Origin of the sequence: Providencia sp. Me31A, assembly GCF_050487165.1 — a bacterium.
Taxonomy (GTDB): domain Bacteria; phylum Pseudomonadota; class Gammaproteobacteria; order Enterobacterales; family Enterobacteriaceae; genus Providencia.
Window position 1 is genome coordinate 1 of sequence record NZ_JBKQGZ010000029.1, and the last position, 24,017, is coordinate 24,017.

Below are 24,017 nucleotides of genomic sequence, written 5' to 3' on the forward strand. Positions count from 1 at the left end.
CCACATTCTTGAAACGGGTAACGAGTCTTATCGTTTTAAACACCGAGATTAAGATTATTTTTTTAGATATTAGGTGGAGTATTTTTCAATGATCATCGTGGTGGATTTTTTGAAGATCATTGACACCTTGATTACCTAATAATGTTCCTTGCGCGTTATTCAACGCCTGTTGGATAGTTAGCGTCAAATGCCCCAATTTGGCCGCAATAATTTTGCCGTCTTGGTTATTTAGCCCGTTTGCCACAATATCAATTTGACCATTACTGGAAATTTCACCTTTCTGGTTATCAAATTGGTTTTGAATGTGTAGCTCAGTTTTGCCTTCTCCTGTTTGCAGTAAGGTGGCACCCTGATGGGTAAAGTTGTTGGCTAAAATAGAAACTTGGCCTGCTTGCGTGAAGCCTTGGTTTAAATTGATATCAGCGCTTTCTATGCGCAATGCATTTTGCGCAAAAATAGTGCCTTTTTCACCCTCTAAACGATTTGCCGTTAATAAAGCAGCACCGGATAAACTGCTGATTTTACCTTGCTGGTTGAGCAGTTTATCCGCTTTGATCATTAGGTATTTATCGGTTTGAATAACGCCACGCGTATTATTCACTTCGCCAGTAGACGTCAGGTCTAAACGATGGTTTGTACTGGTGAGTAATTTGCCATCCGTGTTATCAACTGCCCCTGCTTGTAAGTTCAAATCACCTTTGGATGCGATACTTCCTTGGTTATTATCCAAACCATTAGCAATATTGAGCGTCATCGTTTTATCACCCGTCTGCAACATGTTGCCCTGACGATGAGATAATGCATGAGCCTGTAACGTGATTTGTTCTGCTTGAGTGGTTGCATTGTCGAAATTCACCGATTTAGCAGTTAGCCCCAATCCACCATTGGTCAGAATTTCCCCATTCTGCCCATCCAGCGTATCTGTTTTGAGTGTCAGCCCTTGCTTACCAGAAGCGAGTATGGTGCCTTGGCGGTTATCTAGGTTTCGGCTTTGAATATCGACTTTGCCATCACGGCTGAATACATTACCGGATTGGTTATTCAGTTGATTAGTGATAATAGAGGTATCACCTGCAAGATTGATTTCCCCTTGTTGGTTACTCAATACTTGGGTCTTTAAGGTGTTTTTTGAGTTACCCGTTTGAACTAATTTACCTTGTTGATTATCAATAAACTCAGGCGCTGACAATGTCAGCTGATTGGCGACAATCTCCCCTTTTTGGTTATCAATGCCACGTTTGGCCGTCAATGTTGCATTGTTTGTTGCCAGTAAATGCGCCTCTTGGGTGCGAATATCCGCAGCACTCGCTGTCAACTTAATATTTTTGGCTTGGGTATTGGAATGGGATAAATCTAAGGCGCTGCCTGTTGCTGTTAGTGAATCTTTGGCAACAATATCGCCTTGCAATGCTACGTCTTTATCGCCTTTAACGGTTAGCGAACCCGCAGAAGTGAGTTTGCCTTTGCTATCAACCCCTGCTGCAAGCAAAGCGGTTTTGTCGCTGTTTATTTGTGCAGCATTTAAGGTCGCGTCACGCCCCGCAACCATTTGGCCTTTATCGGTGTTAGTAATAGTCTGTTTTGCATTAAGCTTCACGTTTTGCTGAGCTAAAACAGTACCTTGGTTATGAATGGATTCCTGACTGTTTAGGGTGATATTTTGACTTGCAGTGATCGCTCCACTATTACCAATCTTACCATCAGCCGATAGGGTAATATCTCCCGCCTCTGCACCGATATGCCCCGCATTGCGCACGCCCACACCGTGCTCTGTCCCGCGCATTTTGATGGTATTGGCATACATGCCACCGAGTGCAGCAACATCGAGAGCAAATTCTGGACTATCCTCAGCCACTGAGTTATCCGTTTTCAGAAGGGTTTGACCATCTGCTGCAACCGTATTTTTACCGGTGGTAATGGCTAAGTCTTTGGCATGTAATTTGGCATTAATATTCACTGAACGAGCAATCAGCGCGGTGTAGTTAGTCCCATTACCGTTATAGCCTTTACCGAGAATATCAATACGGCCTTTATCGACCTCAAATCCTTTGATTTTACCATTTTCTATCAACGTTTTACCCGCCGATAGTAAGGCTTTATCGGCATTGATGAAGCCACAACCGTTACAGGTAATCCCCGCAGGATTCGCGATGATCACATCCGCTTTTTTCCCTGCCACTTCAATGAAACCATTGAGCTGACTTGGGTCACGGCTATTGACCTCATTCAAGATAATCTTAGCTTCCCCTTTGGCAAGCCAATCATTACCTTGAATAATACCACCAAGCTGTGTATTCACATTGGTGCTACTGTTATTGAGGATAGCCCCTTTATGATCCACATCGAATTGGCTGTATTGGTTGCGTGAAACGCCATCCCGATTTGGCGCTTGAATGTTGACTTGGGGTAAACCATTTTGCGTGTTAACAATAGTTGGCTGTTGGTTGCCCGGTGCCTTACCATCCGCAACAATGGTGGATGACGAAACACTGAAACTCACCATGCCCAATGTGAACCACAAAGACGTCACTATCGGTTTAACTGACCAGCGCACTCGGCCACTTTTTGTGTTCTCAACACGATGTTCACTCGAACCCGCAGGACCCGCACGATGACTGCGCGTAATATCTGAAACCACCATCACCATCTGGCGAGCGGCATTAAAAATTAGGCGGTAAAATAATTTGTTCATCCTGAGAGTCCTTAATAATTCCAGTTTACAGAGAAAGCAAAAGTGGCAGGGTCGGTTCTAAAGCCATCGGGTTTAGAGAAAGGGGTACCTATCGAGAGGTCATAACTTAAATTGGCGGAGTTTATCGCACCACGCAGGCCGACAACACCACCAGCAAGGTGAGTTCCTAAATTCATATCTGTCCAACGTCCGCTAATTTTGCCATAGTCAGCGCCAACATAGAGCTCTTGAGCAGGGATAGGCAGTGACCACGACAAAGTATTACGAAGTGTCCAGCCTTCATCGGCACTGAGAGTACGTTCACCGTCAAAGCCGCGCACCGTCCAACGGTTACCAATACTGAATTGATCTTGCGGTGTTAAGGGACGATCGCTCATTTGGCGCGAATATTGAGTATCAAAACGCAAAGATTGCTCAGCGAATGTGAAAGGAATGCTGGCCGATGCATTAAATTGCATAACCACGGCTAGCGCTGTTGCATAATCTTGGGAGTCTTTACTGCGAAACTCTTCAAAAGCAGGCATTGCCCCGAACCAACGTGTGCCATGTTGGTAACTCGCCCCCACGTTAATAGTTGATTGCCCGACATATTGGCGATGATTTAGCCCCAACTTCCACGCCGTCGTTCGACGTTTTTGGTTGCCAATTTCAGTTTCCCCCACAAAGTTGCGTGTCTCACGTAAATTGACATCATAGGTCGCCGTGGTTTTTGCCGTCGCATCACGGTAAAGCACATTGCTTAGTTGTAGATTTAGACTTTTGCTTTTACCGCGATATTTAATATCGCTGTTTGCACCCGCGATCGTTTGGGTATATTCATAATCGCTTGCTGTGGTGGCAAACTGCCAATAACCAAACGGCACCGAGTAGTGTGCACTGTAGTTAGTGGTGTCTTTATCGCTCGAAAAACTTAAATCGCGTGTGGCGGTAAGGTAAAAAAGATCACTGAGTGATGTTGGGTTATCCAATGCTAGCATCACACCTGCTTGGTTTTTCCCCGTACTTTTTGAGCCAGTATTATCCAACCACGCGCCTGCATGCCAATAACGTGACTGTTCGCGCTTAATCACAATTTGGGTCTCACCCGGCCCATCTCCTGGCACCATTTCCATCGAGGCCTGCACGGTTGGCAAGCGTTGTAGGTTTTCTAACCCTTGTTCAATATCACGTAAATCCAATAAATGACCCGCACGGGCTGGCATCGCACTGTATAATGCGCTGTAGGTTGATGAATCGTCAGTAAAAATTACTTTTTGGACTTTACCCGGCATCACCACCAATTTAAGAATACCCGATGACAAATCTTGCTCGGGCACTAATACGCGAGTGGTTATCCAGCCGTGGCTAATCAACCGATTTTGCATATCAGTGACTAAATGGTTAATCCCTTCGACACCGATACAATGCCCGATAGCTTGGTTCGCTAAGCGTTGAACGGGTACCCAGTGGGGTAAGGACTCTTGTCCTGTGACTAAAACCTGCTTAATAGTGAAACAGGGTATTTCATCAGAAAATTTCAATTGGCTTTTTACAACAGGCACAGACAAGCTCACATCCGGAGCCTTAGCCTCAAATTGTTGCTGCTGCGCGTTTTGCTGCTGGGTTTGCTGCTGCAATAAACGTTCCGCATTTTCGGGTGCTTGGGGGGCAGCGAAGGCTGAGAATATGGATATTGAAGCAAAAGAAAATACGCCGCAGCGCCAGAAGAAGCTCCGTTTCATTGAATTCCTGTCTATTGGTGGATATTGTTAAGTTAAATTTACGTATTAGATAAAAACACTTATTAAGTGAAATTACCGATTAATATTTACACACACCGACAAGAAGAACAATAAATTAAAACGCATTTTTTGTTAAAAAATGTGTCAAATTTAACGCAATTTAGGACTGGCAAAAATAGCTTGTTCAGGCTATATCAACAAATAATATCTCCGCATTTAATTTATAATGCATCTGCGATCTCCTTGATTTTATAAATAATTATTTATAATCTACGCATTAAAAACCAAGTGATTTTTCGGCTAAAATATACGATTTATATTTTTGTGCCCCGATGACCTTTCATATGCCTGTGTTCATACTATCCCAAGGCAATGTATAACAACCTTGGTGGGTTCCTTCTGTCAACTAAAGCGCTATGATATGATTTATTGGTAAAATGTGGTTATCGTTAAATCTTAATTAAAAACCTAACTCTCCCACTTGATATATCCGCTATAAGCGGTAAATTTGAATGATTATCACCGCCTATTGAAGTGACTAAATTCACTATGTCACTCCAATAAGCATCATGACAGGACACAGTTCGGTTATCCATGTACCCTTTGTGGCTGAATGTCGACTACCACTTCCGTAATACCGCTGACGAAGAGAATCACCACACCTTTCTGACGAACGAATATAAACAAATTTAGTTTGTTTTTTCGAAATAATTCTCAATCTCTTTATGAGCGTCATTTAACGTTACATTAACATCAGGATGTTCACTGTGATGTGTTTTTAATTTAATGATTAATTCACTAAAAAAATTATCGACATCACAATCTAAGAAAAAAAGAATATTTAATAAAGTATCTACAGAAATTCGACATTTCCCACACTCATAACGTGAATATTGTTGCTGTGAAATACCTAATTTATTAGCAACTTTAGTGCCAGAAAATCTTTTTTTTCTACGAATATTTCTAAGTTCTTTCCCTATTATGGATGAGTAAATATTATTTTCTGGCTTACTATTTTTATCTACATTTTTCATATGTTAGATACCCCCTATACCTGAATGATAAAATCAATTTTTTGAGTATCATTTCAGTTGATAGATAAACATCATTCGTTATGAGTAACTTTTATTGTATCGTTATTTGAATTTTTAAATCCGCAACGGCTTAAAGGCGAAATAACCAATTGCTCATTGCTTAATAAATTCCCTTCCCTCATGATGACGTCCATATAATCACATTTTTTATTAAATACACTGGCAGAAAAGGGAAAGGTATCGCCATTTTTCACTTCCAAAGGACTATCAAAATAAAGCTGAACACCATCAATCGATATTCCACCCAAAAATGCACTCTGGCTATTAAGCTCATCAATACTTAATAAACATTGCAAAAGTTAAATATTTTTTGATAGTACAGATACATTAAACTGAATAACTCGATGCCGAAAACGTATATGAATAAATATCAAATACTTATTCCAAGCCAACTTAATTTTGGCCTTTACTATTACATGTTTTTGGCGTAATTGTTCTTTTTACTATTAAATTAGCAACTGGATATGCAGTAAATTTAACATCAAAAATAGAAGTTAAAGATAATGCGACTATGGTTTTCTCAAACATGAAATAAACCCTATGAAGTAATAACAATATTTATATAAATAAAATCTTACCTTTTGAAATTTTGAAACGCTAAAATTCCAACAAAAAATGTTAGATATTTAATTGATTTTTATTTATTTTCAATATCGATTTATCGCTAATAAACTCCATCATAGAAGTTAATTCGATAGGCTTATTATAATCATATATTTTCAGTATTTAAATTATCCCCAATAAGGCTAAATATTAAGTTTCATTTTATTACAAAATACTACAAAATATTTCATCATAAAAAACAAATAAGTAAACTTATCTAGTCTTTTTTAGAACCCATGACTGACGTATATAAATCTAGAAAAATCAAAAAAAAGAATAAAAATAAAGCTTTAAATGCTGCATATTTTCCTATACCTTTGTTGATACATGAAAAATCACAATTTAACAACAATGGTAAGTAAAATTGAAAGTATAAATGTTAACAAAAAAATGATGTCTTTTTTATCTCAATATAAATCAATTCATTATAATCATTTTCTTCATAAAGTGCCTTACTCATATTAACAGTAAATGATAAAAACCAGACAAAATAATTAAATTCAAGAAAAATCAAATCCAAGTTGTTACTCTAATTTTGGGTAATAATGACTAATCAGACTCTTTTCTTATACGACGTATACTTTTGATCTAGTGTAGAAAATAATTATCTCTTTAGATAAAGATATTTTTCCTCATGTTGTTTATCATGCCTAACCCAGCTAGGTCACACGAAATAAGTGTCAAAGCCATCAGGAAAATTCTCTGCGGCGTCCAGCAATGAGCATTGTATTTGGTCAATGATCCAGAATGTTTCTAATTTCCCCTACTGGAGAGCAGGTGCAACAGTGAAAAACCGCTAGTTAACACCTGATCCAACGGTAATAGCCGCTTGAGACAATGAGCCAAGTAAAATACCTCTTCACAAGTTGGCAGTAGCAGAACAAAATGCTGATTTTGCATCGCTGTCTCAAGTGCTTCGCCCCAAGCAGTTGGGTTCTGTCGCGGTTCAGGTAAGCCGATATAGTGCTGCACCGAGCGGCTGAAACGGCTAAGCGGCTTGCTCAATGAATCGCCAACGCTTACAGTCCCCCCTGATTTTTCAAAGGCTCGCATCCATTCAAAGCAGGTGCACGTGCACCGAGAATCAGAACATTCATAGCAACCTCTTAGGAAATTCAGTAAGCACGATTCTTTCTTAGTTATGGATAGTAAAGTTTTCTATCATAATCTTAATCGGTACTGCCATATTCGTTTTTGCAGTGGATAAACTGCAAGCTTTATCCCCCTTGTCATCTTTACCTTTGAGCAAATTAGTTAAGTTTGATATTGCCCACATAAATCTTTGACAACAATATTCTCTTGCAGTAACCCCGTTTACTCTTTCAATCCCACGGTAAACAAAATTTGAATTAGCAACAGTTGCTAATTATTTTTTTATAAAGTATGTAGAACTATAGAATACCCCACATTTGACTTTGGGGTAATCGCTCATGCAGCAAAAATCTATTATGACTAGTGGCCTATAATCTGAGAAATTGCTAACTTAGCGTTAAAAGTGGAGAGTTTATGTGAATGAAACGATAAATTTATTGTTTAACAATAATATTTCCTTTAGAAAACTGGGTATTTTCATTACATTCATGAAAAAAGGCAGCATTGCGAAAACTGCCGAAGCATTAAATCTTAGTAATGTTAGTGTTCATCGTGCGTTACATTCACTTGAGGATGAAATCAACTGCCCTCTATTTATCCATAAAGGGCGTAATCTAATTAGCCAACCAGCTGCCAATATATTATTAAAATATTGTCAAGAATCTTTCCAGCACATGTCTAATGGCTTAATTGAGGCTCGTAAAGCGGCTGGAATTGGAAAAAACCATTTACGTATTGGTACTCTTTATTCCCTAACATTAGAAACCGTTCCTTTATTATTAAAAGGGATGAAGCTTCGCCGCCCTGACCTCAACTTACATTTAACGATGGGTTCAAATCAAACATTATTAAATTTACTAGAAGAGGGAATGCTAGATGCCATTTTGTTATCGTTGGAAGAAAAAATACTAATAAATAATAACTTAGTTAGCTTACCTCTTTTTTATGATGACATATATCTTGCTGCACCAATGTCAGTAAAACTTGATACTTCTTCTCCTGCTGATTTACGTGATTACCAAAACATAGAATTTGTGTCATTAGCGGAAGGATTTGCTACCTATGAAGGATTTCAAAATGCTTTTCATATTGCTGGTTTTGAGCCCAAAATTATTACTCAGGTAAATGATATTTTTTCTATGTTGAGCTTAGTTCAAGCTGGGGTTGGTTTCACTCTCATGCCTGGACGAATGAAAAGTATGTATCAAAACTCAGTCCAGCTCCTTAAATTAGCAGAGCCCTATCAAATGCAACAAGCTATCTCAATAGCCTTTCCCCGAAACCGTGAACGAGACCCAAATTTACTGGCATTGGTCGCTGAGGTGAGGATGTATACACGAAATCTACATAAAACGACCAAATAAATATCATTATTTTGAACATCAAACTTAACTAAATATTTATTATCCTCTTTTTTATTAGATTGAGGCTGCATGCACAATATTAAAGACTAATAGTATATTGTAATAATAAGGAAACATCATGCTAACCACTCAAATAAAAAAATCATTAGTGCAAACCAGCACAGTAAGTTTTTTCTTACTGTCAGCTTTGGTCTCACAAGCTCATGCTACAAATTTAATTGTTGAAACAACAGCAGGGAAAGTGCAAGGGATAGCCCAAGAAGGTTTGTTCACATGGACAGGCATACCTTACGGTAAAGCACCGATTGGTGATTTACGTTGGAAAAAACCACAACCTGCTAACCTGTGGCAAATGCCATTTGATGCCACGAAACCTGCTGTTGATTGCATTCAAATGAGTAAGGAAGGCACAATAGGGGCTGAGGACTGTTTAAATCTTAATATTTACCGCCCTGATAATAACCAACAAAACCTGCCAGTGTTATTTTACTTACATGGTGGTAATAATCAATTTGGTACATCGGCTGAATTTAATCCTCAAGTTGTTGCTACAGAATTAAATGCTGTTATTGTGACCGTTAATTATCGTCTTGGGGCACTTGGTTTTAACCCCATTAATGTACTAAATACTGGTGATAAAGTTGAAGACTCAGGAAACTATGCACTATTAGATATTAAACTTTCATTAGATTGGGTAAAAAATAATATTAAATCCTTTGGTGGAAACCCAGATAATATTACTATCTCCGGTTTTTCAGCTGGGGGGCGTGATGTTATGGCCATGCTGATCTCTCCAATATTTAAAAATTCATTCAATAAAGCGATTGTATTTAGCGGCGGAATGACCACATCTGATAAAGATGCATCCGCACAAATTTTTGCTGATAGATTGGCAAAACTTGCGGTTCGTGATGGAAAAAAATCAACGCAGGCATCAGCTAAAACGTGGATACTTAGTCATTCATCAGATGTAAAAGATTATCTCTACCAACTCCCTGCTGTAGATTTAGCTAATTTATTTGGTGATGCGGGTATTCGAATGTCTCAGTTTCCACATTTATATCGTGATGGTACGGTTTTACCTAAAAATGGTTTTGAAACAGATAAATACAATTCAGTCCCTGTTATCATGGTAACAGGACAAGGGGAGTTTTCTTTATTTGCAAGAGGAGACAAACGTTTTTCCAGCGCAATCGCTGATAATTCTTTAGCAACGAATACAAAATTGTTGAACCAATATCATTTTGTGAACAAATATGGCAGCTTGCTATATAGTTTATTTAATGTGAATCAATCCGCAAAAACAATGTATCCTTATTATGACGCTCCAATCTATGGTGTGGAGCTTGCAATAGGAAATAATGAAGTCGTCACAGGTAGCCAACTCGCACCTCTTGGTTCATTCCACGGTATTTTCCTCTCACTATGGGATAAAACTAAATTTATGCCATTCACCGAACAATTAGAAAAACTGGAAGGCACTATAGATACAAGGAAAAATTTGAATGGTTATTTAGCGAGCTTCTTGCTAAATGGTGAACCCACGAATGCAAGTCAGGTGGTATGGAAACGTTGGACGCCTGAAAATGAGAAAGCCGGTGAGTCTTTACTAATCATAGATGAAAATAAACAAAAATCGATTATTTATATGAGCAATAAGCCTTATACATATAATGATGTGATTGATTTGATAGAGCAAGATAACACTGTAACAACCAAAGAAAAACATGAGTTAGTGACACAGGTATTAAATGGACGTTGGTTCAGTGAACCTTTAGATGCGCATTTTGCCCAAAAAGCGCAATAGCTATTCACTTCAATACTAAAGTTAACATTCAGCCCAACCTATATTGGGCTGAATATATAAATTAAAATTAGTATTAATAATCATGTGTTCTTAAACGTTTCGCTAAGTATGCCGCAACATCTATCCCATCATGTTCTAATGAAATAGATTCACCTTCCCACCCTGCTTGTTTGGTTAGAGAAGTTAAAACCTCACCAGGAGGCATTTCTATCGCAAGTCTTGCTTCTCTCTCACCCGCAGAAACGATTGCTTCATTCCAACGTACCATACGTGCCATATTCATAGCGAGATCATCCGCGATACGCTCAGCTTGCCATAACACACGTCCTGTGCTGCCACTTAGGTATGCGCATTTAGGAGGAGAAAGTGATACACGGCTAAAGGCTTCGACTAGCTTTTGTGCTGGTTCAGCAAGTAATGCACAATGAGAAGGAACACTTACTGCGAGACGATGAACTTTAGATGCCCCTTTTAATAGCGCTTGTTTAGCAACTTTAGCCATACTCTCATCATCACCTGCAATAACGATTTGTGTTTCTGAATTGAAATTTGCAATATAAGTGCCGCTGTTTTCTATCAATAATTCAACCTGTGAAAAAGTAAGCCCTATAATTACGGTCAGACCATAGCCATGGGGATATGCCTGTTCCATCAAGTCGCCTCTAAGAGCAACTAGCTTAACCGCATCAACAAAATCTAGTGCGCCAGAAATAACAGCCGCAGGATATGCACCAATAGATAGACCGCTTACAATATCAGGTGTTACGCCATGACGCTGTAGTTCTCTTGCCCAAGCTACACCTGCAATTAATAGTGATAATTGTACGGCTCGCGTATGTTTCAATGCCTCTTTAGTATCTAGAGAATCGATTTCTGAACCTAATATATCTCTTGCTTGATCTAATTCTGTTCCCGGTAAATTTCTCAGCATGTTGGGATACTGGGTACCTTGCCCCGGAAAGGTAAACAAGATTTTCATTTATAATCTCCTTAGTACCATGGGTTATCCACCAAGCGAGGCCCCTGAGATGTCTTTAATAATGCTTTACCATCACGTAGCCATTCATTAAGAGCAAAAGCGCCGTTTAGCGTTTCAATTTGCGTATCAGCTTGACAGGAACCTTGTGTTAATAGGCGTTGCCAATATTCTAGTGATTCATATGGGAGAGGTTGTGGCGCACGGATTAATAAATCTAGATCACTTGAGGAATGCATAACAGGTATACCCGTCGCTAAAGCGTAGCCGGTACTTCCTGTGATACCCCATACCCATGGCCATACATGTCGTGATATCGATAAGGCCATTTGTATAGGAGATAACGATACAAAAGGTGATTTTAATAGTGTTTGTGAAGAGGTTAACGATTCAGGAGAGCAAATTCGAACAATATTATCTAAATTGACCCACGCTGGCGCTCTCTGGTTACGGTTTAATCCCCGTACTCCTACAGGGATTCGTCCTTGTTTATCAAAATCACGTCGTACAACAACGGGGAGGTCTGCGTGCCAATGAACATCAACCCAGCCTTCTGTTATACCTTCCAACGCATCGCGTCCATTTAACCAAATAAGATCATGCGGACGTAATGTTATGGACATAAATTAAATTCCTGATGTTAATGACATGAATAGTGGTAATGAAAGAATACTTAAAATCGAACTTAGTAATAGCACAGCTTCTGCATCTGGCGACTGCACGCCAAAGCGGTTACCGAACACGACACCAAAGAAACCGGCAGATAATGCAATCATAAGAATAGCCGTTATAGCAACTGAGCCATGCAACCCTAATATTAAGACAATTCCCCAAGCTATCGCTGGTTGGATCAACAACTTAGCAACAGTAGAAGTTATAACCATTGTATTTATTTGCAATTTACGTGCTGACAAAATCAACCCAGTTAAAAACAGTGCGCCTGCTGTTGCAGATAAACCGAGTGGTTTTAGTGTCGCAAGTACAATCTCGGGCATTTGAATATTCAACGCCGAGAGTATGACACCTAATAAAGGACCAACAACAATGGGTTTCTTAATTGAACGCCACATCAAAATAGGCAACATTGAAATGCTAGACCCTGAATTCCCACCTTCTTTACGTGCTTTTTCGCGCTCAAGGATCAATAAACAAAATGGGGTCATAAGAACGGAACCACAAGCAATGGACACGGCAACAGATAAGGAAGTTGATGGCACTTCACCTAATACACTACCTAAAATTGGTAAACCTAAAGCAGCATAATTTGGAAGAGCAACGGTAAGGGTCAGTACAGCAGCATCTTGTGGCGATTTTTTAAAGGTTTTTGTTGCAAGAAAATAAATAGCAGCGTAGGTAATCCACATTGCAAGAGTAAGTACTAATATTAAAGTTGATTGCGCAATAATACCAACCCATGGCGTTTGAACGGTGGCGCTAAATAATGCAGCCGGAAGGGCAAAATCCATTACGAAAATGTTAAGCAAACTAACATCATGATTATCAACCATTTTTGCTTTACCAGCCCAATATCCAAGTAGCATAATAACAAAAATTGGTGCCAGTGCATGAATAATTACGTAAGTCATAAATCACCTGAAATATATAGATTTGATAGCACGGACGTACAATGAACGCCCGTGGAGACATACTTTATGCAATATTTATAATACTTCTTACCAACTCGCTCTCATGCGCTCACGCACAAGGAGAGAATAACGGCGATTATCAGCACCTAAACGACTTTTCAGTGAAGGATCTTGACGTGCATCACTGATAGCTTGTTGTAAAGTACTCTTGACTAGCGTCAAATCCTTTTCAACTGGAGCATCCGGGTTGCTAATATCCAGCAGTTTTGAGAGCAATCCCAATGTTGCGTAGTTATTGATATCGTATGCCATTGGCGGGATTGTTGCGGCCAATTTCTCCAATGACTCAACCGTACGCAATGTAATACGAGCGGCTGATTCTTTGCCCATGGCATGGATTTGTACACCTTTATCGTTGAATGCGATTAAACGGTTTGCTTGATAGCCATGAGCTAAAAATGCACCAGACATCGCTTTACCTACAATTAACCCGATAACAGGGTGGCCGGAAATTCGTGCATTTGCATAGGCTGCTGCTGCACCAGCAAGCGCTTGATTGATACCAAATCCTTCCTCTCGACGCCCATAAGCTTGGCTTGGAACATCAATGATAGCCACAATAGGTCGTTTAACTGATTTGTTCGCATCCTCAGCAATCGTTTCACTAACGACCTTAGCTAGAGTCCAACCTTCTAACAGTCCTACCTCTCCTTTCGCTGCTCTTGGAAAGTGATTATTTGAATCGGGCACTACGGAAATAAAGCGAACAATTTCTCCATTTAACTCTCCATCAGCGACCTGAACAGATGGACATAAACCATCTAAACGTTTTGCTTTTGGTGCGAGAGCTTGTAACCATAATTCGCCACGGCTAATTGAATTAGTCATTATTTATCCTCCTGTGCGAAGAGGGCTTGAATTTGTTTTTTGTCTGCTTGCTTTTTAGTGTCAAAATGCATTAAACGATCGAGATACCAGTTATAATTATCTGTACGGTATTGCTTTGGAATGCCTTTATCTAATGCTTTGCTTACTGCCGCTTTTACATCGTTGACGCCATCATTAACTAAGTCATCGACCAATCCACTTTGATAACGAATATCACCACCGGTCATACTCCAAATAAATGGACGGTCGCGTGAATCATATTCTTCAATACCCGCTTCTTGTTCAATAACTTGTGGGCCATTAAGACCTAAACGAGCTTCACGAGTAACAATCAAATAGCTACATAAACCCGCAGCAATAGACATCCCACCAAAACAGCCAACCGTACCAGCAACAATACCGACAACTGGAGTGTAGCGACGAAGGTCAACAATAGCAGCGTGAATATCGGCAATCGCGGCTAGGCCTAAATTTGCTTCCTGTAAACGTACTCCGCCAGTTTCTAAACTCAAAACGGCTTGAGTGGGAATACCATTACGGTTATCTTCGGCAGCAAGCTCAAGTGCAGCGGCCATTTTGGCACCAGAAACTTCTCCCATACTGCCGCCTTGGAATGCGCCTTCTATCGCGATTACGACAGATGATTTACCGTTGATAGTTCCTTTTGCGACAACCATACCGTCATCTGCTTGTGGAACAATACCCTGAGCACTTAACCAAGGAGACATAATGCCTTCAAAAGGATCAAGTAATTCGCGGTAACTCCCTTCATCTAGCAATGCGTGTGCACGTTGGCGGGCATTTAACTCTATAAAACTTCGGTCGTTACGCATGATTTACCCCCTCAAAAACTTGTTCGATACGAATACGTGCTACACCTGGTGTTGCACCGAAATCATGGATAGTCATTTTTCCTGCGGGTAAGCTACTCACTTTTTGTAAACGATCGAATAATACCTCCCAACGTTTATGACTATTATCGATAGATGTAGTGATATCAATGGTTAATGCTTGGCTCTGGTCAGCGATGAATAGCACTTCCATATCCCCTGAGCCTACAACGCCTGCTAGTGCTTTGCCGCTTAACTTACGACTAGCAGGTACAGTTAACGTAATATGTTCCATAACATCCTCTTAATTCTTTAAATAGGGCGATTCAATATGATCAATGAATAATGTGGCTGCAAGTAAGTCAGCAGCACCGCCTGGCGAGGCATTTAGTGACAACATTTTCTTATCTAGCTGCTCCAGTGCTTGTTTACCCGCAGGATGAGCACTACCACCCGCTCGAAGTACAGCTAAAGCGCCTTCTTGCATCGCATTTAGCCCTTGCATTCCAGCACGAGAAAGAACACAAGTATCTGAAAGTGAAGTCATAATTGCCATTAATGCATCAAGTCTAGCGCAAGTTTCACTGCTACCATTTAACCGGCTTTGTCGTAACTGAGGTAAAGCATGCTGCATGATATGTGGAAAACCCTGCTGAGCCTCTTCACGAGCCCCAGGTACACGAAAACGGTGAGTTGCACATAACCCTTTGCTAAAGACTTTCGGAGCAGCATCGTCGGGTAATATTGCCAACATTGCGGCTACTTCGACTATTTCCTGAGCACGACCAGTACCGCCAAGTATTGCCACAGAACTAAGAAGTAATCCTAACGCCCAAATTGCACCACGATGCGTGTTCACACCTTGAGTCGCTAACATCATCTGTCGTTCGCCTTCACGACCAAGTCGCCCTATAGTTTGCCTAAGTGCAATATCGACTGGGCGCAGCCAGCTTTGTTGCACAAGCGCTTGAAAAGTAGGGGTTAAGCTATACGCAGAACGTTCCATTAGTGCCAGAGATAAATCGTTATGCGCTCCATTGCCTCTACTGTCCACCAGACCAGGCTTTGGGCTTAATCGAGCTTCATCAATTAAACATTGAGTGGCTGTCTCTGCTAGCCATTCTGTCATTCCTTCAACCTGAATCTGGGGTAAAAGTTTCATTACCAACTCCTAAACTTAGCCGGTGGGTTATAAAGCCCGCCGGACCATTCAACAAGGTCAGCAACGCTATTTGCAGCTAATAATGAACGGTTAGCATCAGTACGGCGAACGCCAATATCTTCAGGGTAGACAACTTTGCCGCTTTTACGTAACTCAGCGACTCGTTTCGTATCAACGCCTAAACCTATATCAGTAATACCCGCTACAGCAGCAACCATAGCTCGACGTTCTTCCAAACTCTCAGAGCGATAGAGATAAGCAATACCTTCTTCAGTAAGTACGTGAGTGACATCATCACCATAAATCATCACTGGTGCTAATGGCATTCCTGATGCTTTCGCAACGTCAACAGCATCCAACTTTTCAACAAATGTAGGTTTTACACCCGCTTGGAAAGTTTCAACCAATTGAACAACCAATTTTTTACCACGCTTCATTGGATCTGGCTCAGTGATCATATTTAGCCAAGCAGGAGTAGCATGACGACGTCCATGAGGGTCATGCCCCATATTTGGCGCCCCACCAAAACCAGACAAGCGACCTCTAGTCACTGTTGAGGAATTAGCTAAACCGTCAACCTGAAGTGTAGAACCAATAAACATATCTACGGCATACTGGCCTGCAAGCTGGCAAAGAGCACGATTTGACCTCATAGAGCCATCATTACCCGTAAAAAATACATCTGGACGAGCTCGTATATACTCTTCCATCCCCAATTCACCACCAAAGCAATGCACACTTTCTACCCAGCCACTTTCAATTGCAGGGATTAGTGTTGGATGAGGGTTTAATGTCCAGTGTTTACAAATTTTTCCTCGTAGGCCTAGCTGTTCACCATAAGTTGGCAGTAATAACTCAATGGCGGCAGTATTAAAGCCAATACCATGGTTTAATGATTGGACTTGATGCTCAGCATATATTCCTTTGATAGCCATCATTGCCATCAATATATGCTCTTGTTTAATAAGGCGAGGGTCACGGGTAAATAGAGGTTCAATAAAGAATGGTTTATCAGCAACGACAACATAATCAACCCAAGAGCCGGGGATATCAACACGAGGTAGGTCACATTCATTTTCAACTAATTCATTGACTTGAGCGATGACAATCCCATCATGAAACGCAGCTGCTTCGACTAGTGCGGGTGTATCCTCAGTACTTGGCCCTGTATAAAGATTACCATTCCTGTCAGCTTTAAAGCCTGCAACTAAAGCAATATTAGGCGCTAAGTCAACATAAAGACGGGCATAAAGTTCGATATAAGTATGAATAGCACCAATTTCCAGTTGATTATCTTCTAAAAGCTGAGAAATACGAGTACTTTGAGTGCCAGAAAATGAAAAATCTAACTTACGAGCAATACCTTTTTCAAAGATATCTAAATGTTCACTTCGACCAACACTGGGCATAATCATATGCAGGTCATGAACTTTCGAAGGGTCAACTTCAGCCAGTGAGCGGGAGAGAAAATCCGCTTGTTTTTGGTTATTACCTTCTAAGACAACACGATCACCCGACACAAGTAGCTTTTCTAGGATTTCAACTAAGTCTGCCGTTGGTAGAACCTTTCCTTGCACTGGTATAGATGCCATACGACGCTGTTTTTCCGTACGTCGTGTGTTCCAAACGCGTGCTGGGGCTTTATTAGATAACATTATTAACCTCCTGATTAAGCAAATCATTTTGATTGCTAATACTGAGGTAGGTTGCATCTTGATCGGATAATAATCAATCAATCAAAAAATTGGAACATTAGCATAAAGGTAACTATCAAGTTAACCCATTGTTTTTACATTCATTTTTAAACTATAAAAATAGACATGACTAAATTTAATTAATGCTAATCACAAAGAAAGGAACTGTGGACACAATAGATGACATAAGTTAAATCAAATTTCACTAATTTAAATACATATTATGATGGTAAAAAACAGATTCTTAATTCAGTATCGGTTTTAATTTTAAAGCGCCCTCCTTCAGCCAAGTACCTGTTGCTGGCTATTTACGAAACATCCACACCATTTCAACTTGAGCCCATCAGCGCAATGAATACAGCTGATAGCACCGAGCGTGCTGTGCAATGATGCCGATAGGATGATCAATAAAACCAATATTTTCATACTGGTATTTCCTTTTATTATTCTATGACGCAGCCTATTTTTCTTAGAAAAATATCTATTTCATTTTAATACATTGAATTAAAAGATTAAATTATAGTTCAATATCAAAAGTAAACATAATAGCGCTACAAATAAGATATCTAATACCGCATTAACAATTTAGTTAACAATGACTATTTTTTTGTTAAAAAAACAACATTAAGAGAAAATCACGATAGACTTATTTTTCTCATTAATATCAATTAGTTTTATTTTTTATGTATCAAATTGGTAAAAATACAAGTTAACTAGTACATGAAAATGGAATATAAACATCAAAAATTTATATTCCAATTAACATTGTATTTACATTGAAAGTAAATAAAAAAAACCACACAAAACCAAATAAAAAATACTATATCTTTTATTGATGGATATTTATTGCATTTACTTCTCATTTAGACTGGTTATATAGTATTATACGCTTCATATTTTACTTAAATAAATAACATCCACCCAAAATACAGTGTTAAAAAAAGGTTATACACAATGAAATACGCATTTTACGTTTTATTTTCTTTCTTTTTAGTTTCTACTAATATCCAAGCAAATAGCGGTGGAACGGTTTATTTTGGCGGGTATATTTACGAAGAGTCATGCTTATATCAAATGAAAGGCAAACAATTGACTTCAATTTGTCGTGAAAATGGCAAAAATGCGCATCATTCTCATACATTAAACGCATTAGGGGAAAATTTAATTGCAGTTAACTCGATTAAACTATCTGGAATTAGTTTATCTAAGATTGATCAGAATAATGCAGTGGCTACTGCTTTCTACTTATAGAAAAGGCGTTATAAACAATCCCCTAATCAGCTAATTTATTTCTTCAGTAAATTGAAATCTGCACCGCTACTTTATTGATAAAACTTTCACAGAAACAAATCTTATAATGCAAGCTTGGGTGCCTTACCTACTTAAAGTCATGTAGTAAAGGTACTCAGCTCTATTATATGCATCATCAATAAGTAGGTAAGCGAGATATGCTTATGATCTGTCTTGTGTGCAGGCATATTGCCCACTAGCCTATTTTTCACAAGCTTTAGAGAGGAAAAACAATAATATAAAAAATATAATTTTATTTTTTATATTAGGCTAATACTTGTATCAGTGTATCTCACTTTTATTTTTGCTAAAACCTCTGCAATTTTGCTATCGGTGACATTATCTGAAAGGTATTTTAATTGTCTCAGGGGAATTTTTTGGGGTGCCTTCATTAAGGCAAATCAGAGCTAGTCATGGGCTATTTAATTAAATAGTAATTTCTTTGTCATTTTTAGAGTAAACACATCGTGCTCCATCAACAATAAAGTTATTAACTCATAAAAAATAACAAATAAAAAATAGTAATACATTAAATATACTTAGAAGTTTAATATTCACCTCTTTTAAAGGCGGTAGTGGAAACTACCGCCAGAAACACTAATAATGTCAACATTACTGATACGTTATCTCATAGGTTGCATAGCTATTAACCAAACCTGTAGAAACATCTGATGGTGTTGGAGTTGCATATCCAATAAAATATGTAAATCTTGCACCATCTTTAATAGATGTTAAATCGCTAGTGACTTTTGGCTGGCTTGGGTCACCTGGAATGATTTTAGTGCCAGTTAAAGAAGCTGCATCTTTTGTTGCTAAAACAAGTTGAATATTTTGAGCGCCCGTTGATTCTGTATTCGCTAAATACCCTTCAGCACCAGCTGGTGGGTTTTGTAATATATTACCACCATCCCAATACACACCTATCCGGCTCATCATTAAAGCAGTATCAGTGTTTTCATCCCCTACCTTAGCTGTTTGCTTACAGTTTGTCACATCAATAACAAACGACTTTGGTTTTAAATAAGTATGAGCCGCAGCTGCTGTCACTTCTTTAATTGAAACAGGGGCTAAATATACACTTGCATTACTGCCTTGCCCGTCAACGGAGATAGTACACGAAATATCAGTGACCTTTCCGAAGAAATTGACCTGCCCACCACCAACTGTATCTGTTGCAGCTAATGAGTTTAGGGAGAAACAGCTTGTTGCAATCATAGCGGTTAATAATAGTTTTTTCATTATATGTTCCTCTAATTAAAGAGTAGAATTCGCATAGATTTGTTTATTAAATAAAACCAATAAAGGATCATTTAAATACCAACAAATGTTAGCAAATGTTTCTCTATTAATGTTTTGAAAATTAAAACTCAATTTTAATTTGTGAAAATATTTAAAACGTTAATCATCTGGAAGATATTCATCATAATACATAAACTAATTTCAAACAAAATGTTTTATTTAAAATTTGTATTTCATTTAATGTACTATAGCAAAATAACCTTATCAAACAAAATGATAAGAAGGAAAATAAATTAAAAACTTCACTACAATAAGTATATATACAAAAATACAAGCCAAATAATTATAATTATTAAGTTATTACACTTAAATCATGTAAAATATACTTAGTTAATTGCATCATGATTATTTACTATTAAAAGTTTTATAACTCTGTGTTTTCTTTGTTTTTTAATCACTGATTAAATTTATATTAAATGTTTTTTTAATAAAACATATATAAACGCATTTATTGTTCAGTTCAAATGAGATTTTCATATTACAATGATCTTTTAATTTATTAATCCTCAATAAAGAAAGATAACTCGCTTACTCCGATTTTATATAATTTCCGTTATTTATTAAACTTATCTTTTATTTGATCGTAAGTATATTTTCAATCTCATCATCTAATACTCTTTTTGAAATTGAGTATCATTTTCACAACTTACCTAAGGCCAACACATAGGCGTATCATGTTCAGAAATAAATATCGCTATAGAGTTGCACTTGAAGTCACTCCCCCCTCATCACTCGTTACAAGAGTTTTAACCGAAAGTGTAAAGTGTATGGAAGGCCTTTCTTCTATTGGTATTCATTCTTTTATTTACCTCAATATTGAAATATAGCCTTAAACCCTAGTAATGGAGGCATAGCAAACAATAATAAATGACTTAACCATTTACTTTACAGGCAAGTAAGTTTAGCCTGCCACAATGATGATGTCATTTAACTGAATAGGGATTATGAGTGAGTTTAACGATAAAACAAAAAATCATTGCTGCTATTGTAGTTACATTACTTGCTGTCCACATTTTTATCACAATAAAATACAAGCAAGACTTTATGAACCAGCCATACACTGATTTTTTTATTGATTTAAAATATAAATCCGAGGATATAAAAATCAGTGAGTTAAAGCAATATGACTCTTATGGAACGTTAATTATCACTTCGAAAGACAAAATGTGGGCAAACCAAAACAGTGATTTAAATAGAAATGTCGAAGTGACCTTTTGGTATGAAAAGCCCAGTCTAATCAATGGTTATCGTGCAATAAGCGTTGTTGATATTCCATTCAAATCTCCCCTCGAAACAGAATTTTCAATTTCAATTCCAGCTCTTGAAGGATATAAATTAACTCACATAGACATACAAGCATTGACCATTTCATTTCATCATGATTGGGGAAGGCAATATCAATTTAACCGTCCCAATACCATTGGTACATATTACTACTACTACACCGAAAAATACGCTACTGAAGAAGAAAAAAGCAAAAATTGCTGGTCTGGTTATGATTGCAAATACAACTACATAAAAACACAAATGACGGTGCAGATAAATTTGAATGATTCAAAAAAAATTTCCTCTTTAGATACATTTGAAATGTATGATAGAACCAGCATAAAGAGTGCGGCAGCATACTAACCTTTCATGTTAGACATGTTAAGGGGTACTACTTTCACGGTTTATGAGTCGCTAACACAACCCTGAATTCCCCCATGAGGTCACGAGGCAGTATTGCTAGTACTTGAAATTCTAAGGCAATAACAACTTGGTATCGGATTCAATTTTCCTTTAGATTGGATAGCAGGTCTCATTGTTAAGGCTAGACGATTAAAATATAATATTAATTATATACTTACGTTATTACTAACCGGCCATTAGATGAAAGTTCAATCAGTACCACGTGTGTTATAATAAAAATAACATTTATAAACTGTGGGCTTCTGAGGAAAATGACTTGAGCATGTTTTGGCTACACGACTCTGCGGCGAAAATACTTAATTTTCATTTCGTTATTTTAACACCAGAAAATATTTTTTTATTTCTCTATTAACTTGTAACCTCAGTGAATGCGATTATAAGTTGAAGAAATAACATCTTATGGTAATGATGATATGAAACAGTTATTATTTAGCAAGATAGGAAATCAAAAACATCATAATTAACCCGTTAAACTATTAAACCTATTTCCTAACTCACCACATTCAGCCTAATAGCCGCTAGCACTCGCTCCCATCATTCATTATTCGGTACTCCTTACACCCTTATTTGTTATTTTTATCGCAAGCTTGTCCAAACGCTTCTTTAGCTAATCGAGTGCAAGTATGTAGCTCATCCATATTCCACCCTATTTCATATAACTCTTTGGCTTTTTTATAATCTTACCTGACAATATCTCCCTCTTTCATAGTCACCGCCTCCGGTGTAGCAACTGTACCCAAGTCCTTGTCGACATTTTAATTCTTTTTGTTGCGTTGTTTTACCAAACGAAACAGGCAGGAATAAAACAAAGAACAACCAACGTAAATAAAATTTTTCTAATAGGATATTCCTTAAATATAATAAAAGGGTATAAAATCAGAGAAATATGTAAGATCTAATGCATAATACTAAATAGAGGTTATAAATTAATATTTTCTAAACTATAACACTTGATTATTTAGGTTAGGGATTATAAGGCGTTTGATAATCAATACAAACAAAATCGTTGCTGTGAAATGTAGATGATTCATTTTTTTGATGTATAACTTCTACATCCAGACAAAAGCAATCATAAAAATAATCGTATATATGTAGACTTAGACGCCATCAACTTTTGGCCACTTAACTACATATTATTTAATGTGAGGCTTAAGAACATATAATTTTAGTTAACAAATACTAAAAAAATCAAAGAAATGTCCAATTAACCAAATGATGATTAAAATAGCGATAATGCTAGCCAACCCCGTCGCAGCATACAATAAAAGAGAGTAAGTGAGAATGCTACCATTTAACGCTAACGCTATTCGACCTGAATTTTTATTTTCATGACGGATAAATGAAATAGCAGCAAAAAAAACGCCAAATAGGCCAAGCCCTACACTCACTTGTTTTGATAATTCAATTTTATTAAGTAAAGCCTCTCGTTGTTCACTGGCAGGATCAGTGATAGGAGCCTGATACTCTTTCCCTCTAATTGCATCCATTGCAGCTTTTTTTATTCCACTTACCTTTTTATGAACAACTTGTTCTAATTTAGGTTTTGATTGGTCATATTCTCGTTCAAGGCTTTGATTTACCAGTATGACCAGAATACTGAATGCACCAATAATGATAGCCATTAAGCTGAATCGATTGTGAACTAATAGCATAGTGATTTAATGTTCTTTGTTAAATTAATGTTGTAATATATTTAATATTATATTTTATTACCAAATCATCTTAAACATTCTGAAAATAAAAACTCACTAAAATAAATATTCCACGACTAGACTCCTCCTTTTTATATTTTCACAGCAACTAAGCGCCTAAACAATGTGCCTATATTTCGCAATCTAATCCGTCTTAATATACAAAGCTTGAAGCTTAACAACACTGACGTATAAGACAATATTTCGGCGATTATAACAACCTATATAGAAATGATCACCTGAAACCCACAAACGTAAATAAGCCTTCCCTTAACGATATACATCTAACACAACTAAAGTAGTAAACAAAAAACGACTAGTCTGACAAAAAAGAATCTGCATGTACTTTAACATTCTCAAATAGGATGGTTGAGATCATTTGGCCTGTAAAGCCATCAATACAGCCTGAATTAACCCTAACTTTTCAAAGAGCTGGCATTCCTAAATTTAAAATTAATTGTTTAACTTTGCTACACAATATATTGATTGATTATCATTATCATATAAAATGTTAACTTTAGATGTTCAAAATAGTCGAA

20 protein-coding genes are annotated in these 24,017 nt (G+C 37.8%); 4 read left to right on the forward strand and 16 right to left on the reverse strand.

Annotated elements, in window-relative coordinates; translation table 11 throughout:
* Positions 1 to 85 precede the first annotated feature (85 nt).
* The 5 genes from ACLPIE_RS19510 to ACLPIE_RS19530 all read right to left on the reverse strand — a co-directional run bounded on the left by ACLPIE_RS19510 (position 86) and on the right by ACLPIE_RS19530 (position 6,035).
* Complete coding sequence (locus ACLPIE_RS19510; protein WP_430263383.1) at positions 86 to 2,692, reverse strand: two-partner secretion domain-containing protein; 2,607 nt, start codon at positions 2,690 to 2,692, stop codon at positions 86 to 88.
* Between the two features lie 11 nt (positions 2,693 to 2,703).
* Entirely contained in the window at positions 2,704 to 4,413 is a 1,710-nt protein-coding gene (locus ACLPIE_RS19515) for a ShlB/FhaC/HecB family hemolysin secretion/activation protein (RefSeq protein ID WP_430263384.1), read from the reverse strand.
* Positions 4,414 to 5,102: 689 nt separating this feature from the next.
* The gene (locus ACLPIE_RS19520) at positions 5,103 to 5,447 is read right to left on the reverse strand and encodes a helix-turn-helix domain-containing protein (RefSeq protein WP_430263385.1); all 345 of its coding nucleotides are present in this window, start codon (positions 5,445 to 5,447) and stop codon (positions 5,103 to 5,105) included.
* A 71-nt stretch (positions 5,448 to 5,518) separates the two neighbouring features.
* Positions 5,519 to 5,755, reverse strand: coding sequence for a hypothetical protein (locus ACLPIE_RS19525; protein WP_430263386.1), 237 nt, complete (start codon positions 5,753 to 5,755; stop codon positions 5,519 to 5,521).
* A 145-nt stretch (positions 5,756 to 5,900) separates the two neighbouring features.
* Complete coding sequence (locus tag ACLPIE_RS19530; protein WP_430263387.1) at positions 5,901 to 6,035, reverse strand: hypothetical protein; 135 nt, start codon at positions 6,033 to 6,035, stop codon at positions 5,901 to 5,903.
* 1,583 nt (positions 6,036 to 7,618) lie between these two features.
* Between ACLPIE_RS19530 and ACLPIE_RS19535 the strand changes: the two genes are divergently transcribed.
* Together ACLPIE_RS19535 and ACLPIE_RS19540 are read left to right on the forward strand one after the other, a co-directional pair.
* Complete coding sequence (locus tag ACLPIE_RS19535; protein WP_430263388.1) at positions 7,619 to 8,566, forward strand: LysR family transcriptional regulator; 948 nt, start codon at positions 7,619 to 7,621, stop codon at positions 8,564 to 8,566.
* A gap of 118 nt (positions 8,567 to 8,684) precedes the next feature.
* Entirely contained in the window at positions 8,685 to 10,373 is a 1,689-nt protein-coding gene (locus ACLPIE_RS19540; protein ID WP_430263389.1) for a carboxylesterase family protein, read from the forward strand.
* A 73-nt stretch (positions 10,374 to 10,446) separates the two neighbouring features.
* On the opposite strand, the gene ACLPIE_RS19545 is transcribed toward ACLPIE_RS19540, so the two are convergent.
* The 9 genes from ACLPIE_RS19545 to ACLPIE_RS19585 form a co-directional block, all read right to left on the reverse strand.
* Positions 10,447 to 11,352, reverse strand: a complete 906-nt coding sequence (locus ACLPIE_RS19545) for an ACP S-malonyltransferase (protein ID WP_430263390.1) — start codon at positions 11,350 to 11,352, stop codon at positions 10,447 to 10,449.
* An 11-nt stretch (positions 11,353 to 11,363) separates the two neighbouring features.
* Entirely contained in the window at positions 11,364 to 11,972 is a 609-nt protein-coding gene (locus ACLPIE_RS19550) for a malonate decarboxylase holo-ACP synthase (RefSeq protein ID WP_430263391.1), read from the reverse strand.
* A gap of 3 nt (positions 11,973 to 11,975) precedes the next feature.
* Entirely contained in the window at positions 11,976 to 12,935 is a 960-nt protein-coding gene (locus tag ACLPIE_RS19555) for an AEC family transporter (RefSeq protein ID WP_430263392.1), read from the reverse strand.
* An 87-nt stretch (positions 12,936 to 13,022) separates the two neighbouring features.
* The gene (gene mdcE / locus ACLPIE_RS19560) at positions 13,023 to 13,823 is read right to left on the reverse strand and encodes a biotin-independent malonate decarboxylase subunit gamma (protein ID WP_430263393.1); all 801 of its coding nucleotides are present in this window, start codon (positions 13,821 to 13,823) and stop codon (positions 13,023 to 13,025) included.
* Positions 13,823 to 14,656: a biotin-independent malonate decarboxylase subunit beta gene (locus ACLPIE_RS19565; protein ID WP_430263394.1), complete on the reverse strand. Its 834-nt coding sequence runs from the start codon at positions 14,654 to 14,656 to the stop codon at positions 13,823 to 13,825. Before ACLPIE_RS19565 ends, mdcE begins: the two co-directional genes overlap by 1 nt.
* The gene (gene mdcC, locus ACLPIE_RS19570) at positions 14,649 to 14,948 is read right to left on the reverse strand and encodes a malonate decarboxylase acyl carrier protein (RefSeq protein ID WP_430263395.1); all 300 of its coding nucleotides are present in this window, start codon (positions 14,946 to 14,948) and stop codon (positions 14,649 to 14,651) included. The genes ACLPIE_RS19565 and mdcC overlap by 8 nt, the downstream gene beginning before the upstream one ends.
* Positions 14,949 to 14,957: 9 nt before the next feature.
* Positions 14,958 to 15,815 (reverse strand): triphosphoribosyl-dephospho-CoA synthase, encoded by an 858-nt coding sequence (locus ACLPIE_RS19575; RefSeq protein WP_430263396.1) that lies wholly within the window; start codon positions 15,813 to 15,815, stop codon positions 14,958 to 14,960.
* Positions 15,815 to 17,470, reverse strand: coding sequence for a malonate decarboxylase subunit alpha (mdcA, locus tag ACLPIE_RS19580; protein ID WP_430263397.1), 1,656 nt, complete (start codon positions 17,468 to 17,470; stop codon positions 15,815 to 15,817). The genes ACLPIE_RS19575 and mdcA overlap by 1 nt, the downstream gene beginning before the upstream one ends.
* Before the next feature lie 321 nt (positions 17,471 to 17,791).
* Entirely contained in the window at positions 17,792 to 17,935 is a 144-nt protein-coding gene (locus tag ACLPIE_RS19585; protein WP_430263398.1) for a hypothetical protein, read from the reverse strand.
* 528 nt (positions 17,936 to 18,463) lie between these two features.
* On the opposite strand from ACLPIE_RS19585, the gene ACLPIE_RS19590 reads away from it, so the two are divergent.
* Positions 18,464 to 18,760 carry a hypothetical protein gene (locus ACLPIE_RS19590; RefSeq protein ID WP_430263399.1) on the forward strand — a complete coding sequence of 99 codons (297 nt, stop codon included), beginning with the start codon at positions 18,464 to 18,466 and terminating at the stop codon, positions 18,758 to 18,760.
* Between the two features lie 651 nt (positions 18,761 to 19,411).
* Here the strand turns inward: ACLPIE_RS19590 and ACLPIE_RS19595 are convergent.
* Positions 19,412 to 20,038: a fimbrial protein gene (locus ACLPIE_RS19595; RefSeq protein ID WP_430263400.1), complete on the reverse strand. Its 627-nt coding sequence runs from the start codon at positions 20,036 to 20,038 to the stop codon at positions 19,412 to 19,414.
* Positions 20,039 to 21,046: 1,008 nt separating this feature from the next.
* Between ACLPIE_RS19595 and ACLPIE_RS19600 the strand changes: the two genes are divergently transcribed.
* Entirely contained in the window at positions 21,047 to 21,727 is a 681-nt protein-coding gene (locus tag ACLPIE_RS19600) for a hypothetical protein (RefSeq protein WP_430263401.1), read from the forward strand.
* A gap of 1,229 nt (positions 21,728 to 22,956) precedes the next feature.
* Here the strand turns inward: ACLPIE_RS19600 and ACLPIE_RS19605 are convergent.
* Positions 22,957 to 23,439 (reverse strand): hypothetical protein, encoded by a 483-nt coding sequence (locus ACLPIE_RS19605; RefSeq protein ID WP_430263402.1) that lies wholly within the window; start codon positions 23,437 to 23,439, stop codon positions 22,957 to 22,959.
* Positions 23,440 to 24,017: the final 578 nt, after the last annotated feature.

Bases quoted from the DNA above. Each gene is read 5' to 3' on its own strand.
- ACLPIE_RS19595 (WP_430263400.1), bottom strand. From the start codon at position 20,038: ATGAAAAAACTATTATTAACCGCTATGATTGCAACAAGCTGTTTCTCC.
- ACLPIE_RS19545 (WP_430263390.1), bottom strand. From the start codon at position 11,352: ATGAAAATCTTGTTTACCTTTCCGGGGCAAGGTACCCAGTATCCCAAC.
- mdcE (WP_430263393.1), bottom strand. From the start codon at position 13,823: ATGACTAATTCAATTAGCCGTGGCGAATTATGGTTACAAGCTCTCGCA.
- ACLPIE_RS19550 (WP_430263391.1), bottom strand. From the start codon at position 11,972: ATGTCCATAACATTACGTCCGCATGATCTTATTTGGTTAAATGGACGC.
- ACLPIE_RS19555 (WP_430263392.1), bottom strand. From the start codon at position 12,935: ATGACTTACGTAATTATTCATGCACTGGCACCAATTTTTGTTATTATG.
- ACLPIE_RS19510 (WP_430263383.1), bottom strand. From the start codon at position 2,692: ATGAACAAATTATTTTACCGCCTAATTTTTAATGCCGCTCGCCAGATG.
- ACLPIE_RS19575 (WP_430263396.1), bottom strand. From the start codon at position 15,815: ATGAAACTTTTACCCCAGATTCAGGTTGAAGGAATGACAGAATGGCTA.
- ACLPIE_RS19605 (WP_430263402.1), bottom strand. From the start codon at position 23,439: ATGCTATTAGTTCACAATCGATTCAGCTTAATGGCTATCATTATTGGT.
- ACLPIE_RS19530 (WP_430263387.1), bottom strand. From the start codon at position 6,035: ATGTTTGAGAAAACCATAGTCGCATTATCTTTAACTTCTATTTTTGAT.
- ACLPIE_RS19515 (WP_430263384.1), bottom strand. From the start codon at position 4,413: ATGAAACGGAGCTTCTTCTGGCGCTGCGGCGTATTTTCTTTTGCTTCA.
- ACLPIE_RS19540 (WP_430263389.1), top strand. From the start codon at position 8,685: ATGCTAACCACTCAAATAAAAAAATCATTAGTGCAAACCAGCACAGTA.
- ACLPIE_RS19585 (WP_430263398.1), bottom strand. From the start codon at position 17,935: ATGAAAATATTGGTTTTATTGATCATCCTATCGGCATCATTGCACAGC.
- ACLPIE_RS19590 (WP_430263399.1), top strand. From the start codon at position 18,464: ATGAAATACGCATTTTACGTTTTATTTTCTTTCTTTTTAGTTTCTACT.
- ACLPIE_RS19565 (WP_430263394.1), bottom strand. From the start codon at position 14,656: ATGCGTAACGACCGAAGTTTTATAGAGTTAAATGCCCGCCAACGTGCA.
- mdcC (WP_430263395.1), bottom strand. From the start codon at position 14,948: ATGGAACATATTACGTTAACTGTACCTGCTAGTCGTAAGTTAAGCGGC.
- mdcA (WP_430263397.1), bottom strand. From the start codon at position 17,470: ATGTTATCTAATAAAGCCCCAGCACGCGTTTGGAACACACGACGTACG.
- ACLPIE_RS19520 (WP_430263385.1), bottom strand. From the start codon at position 5,447: ATGAAAAATGTAGATAAAAATAGTAAGCCAGAAAATAATATTTACTCA.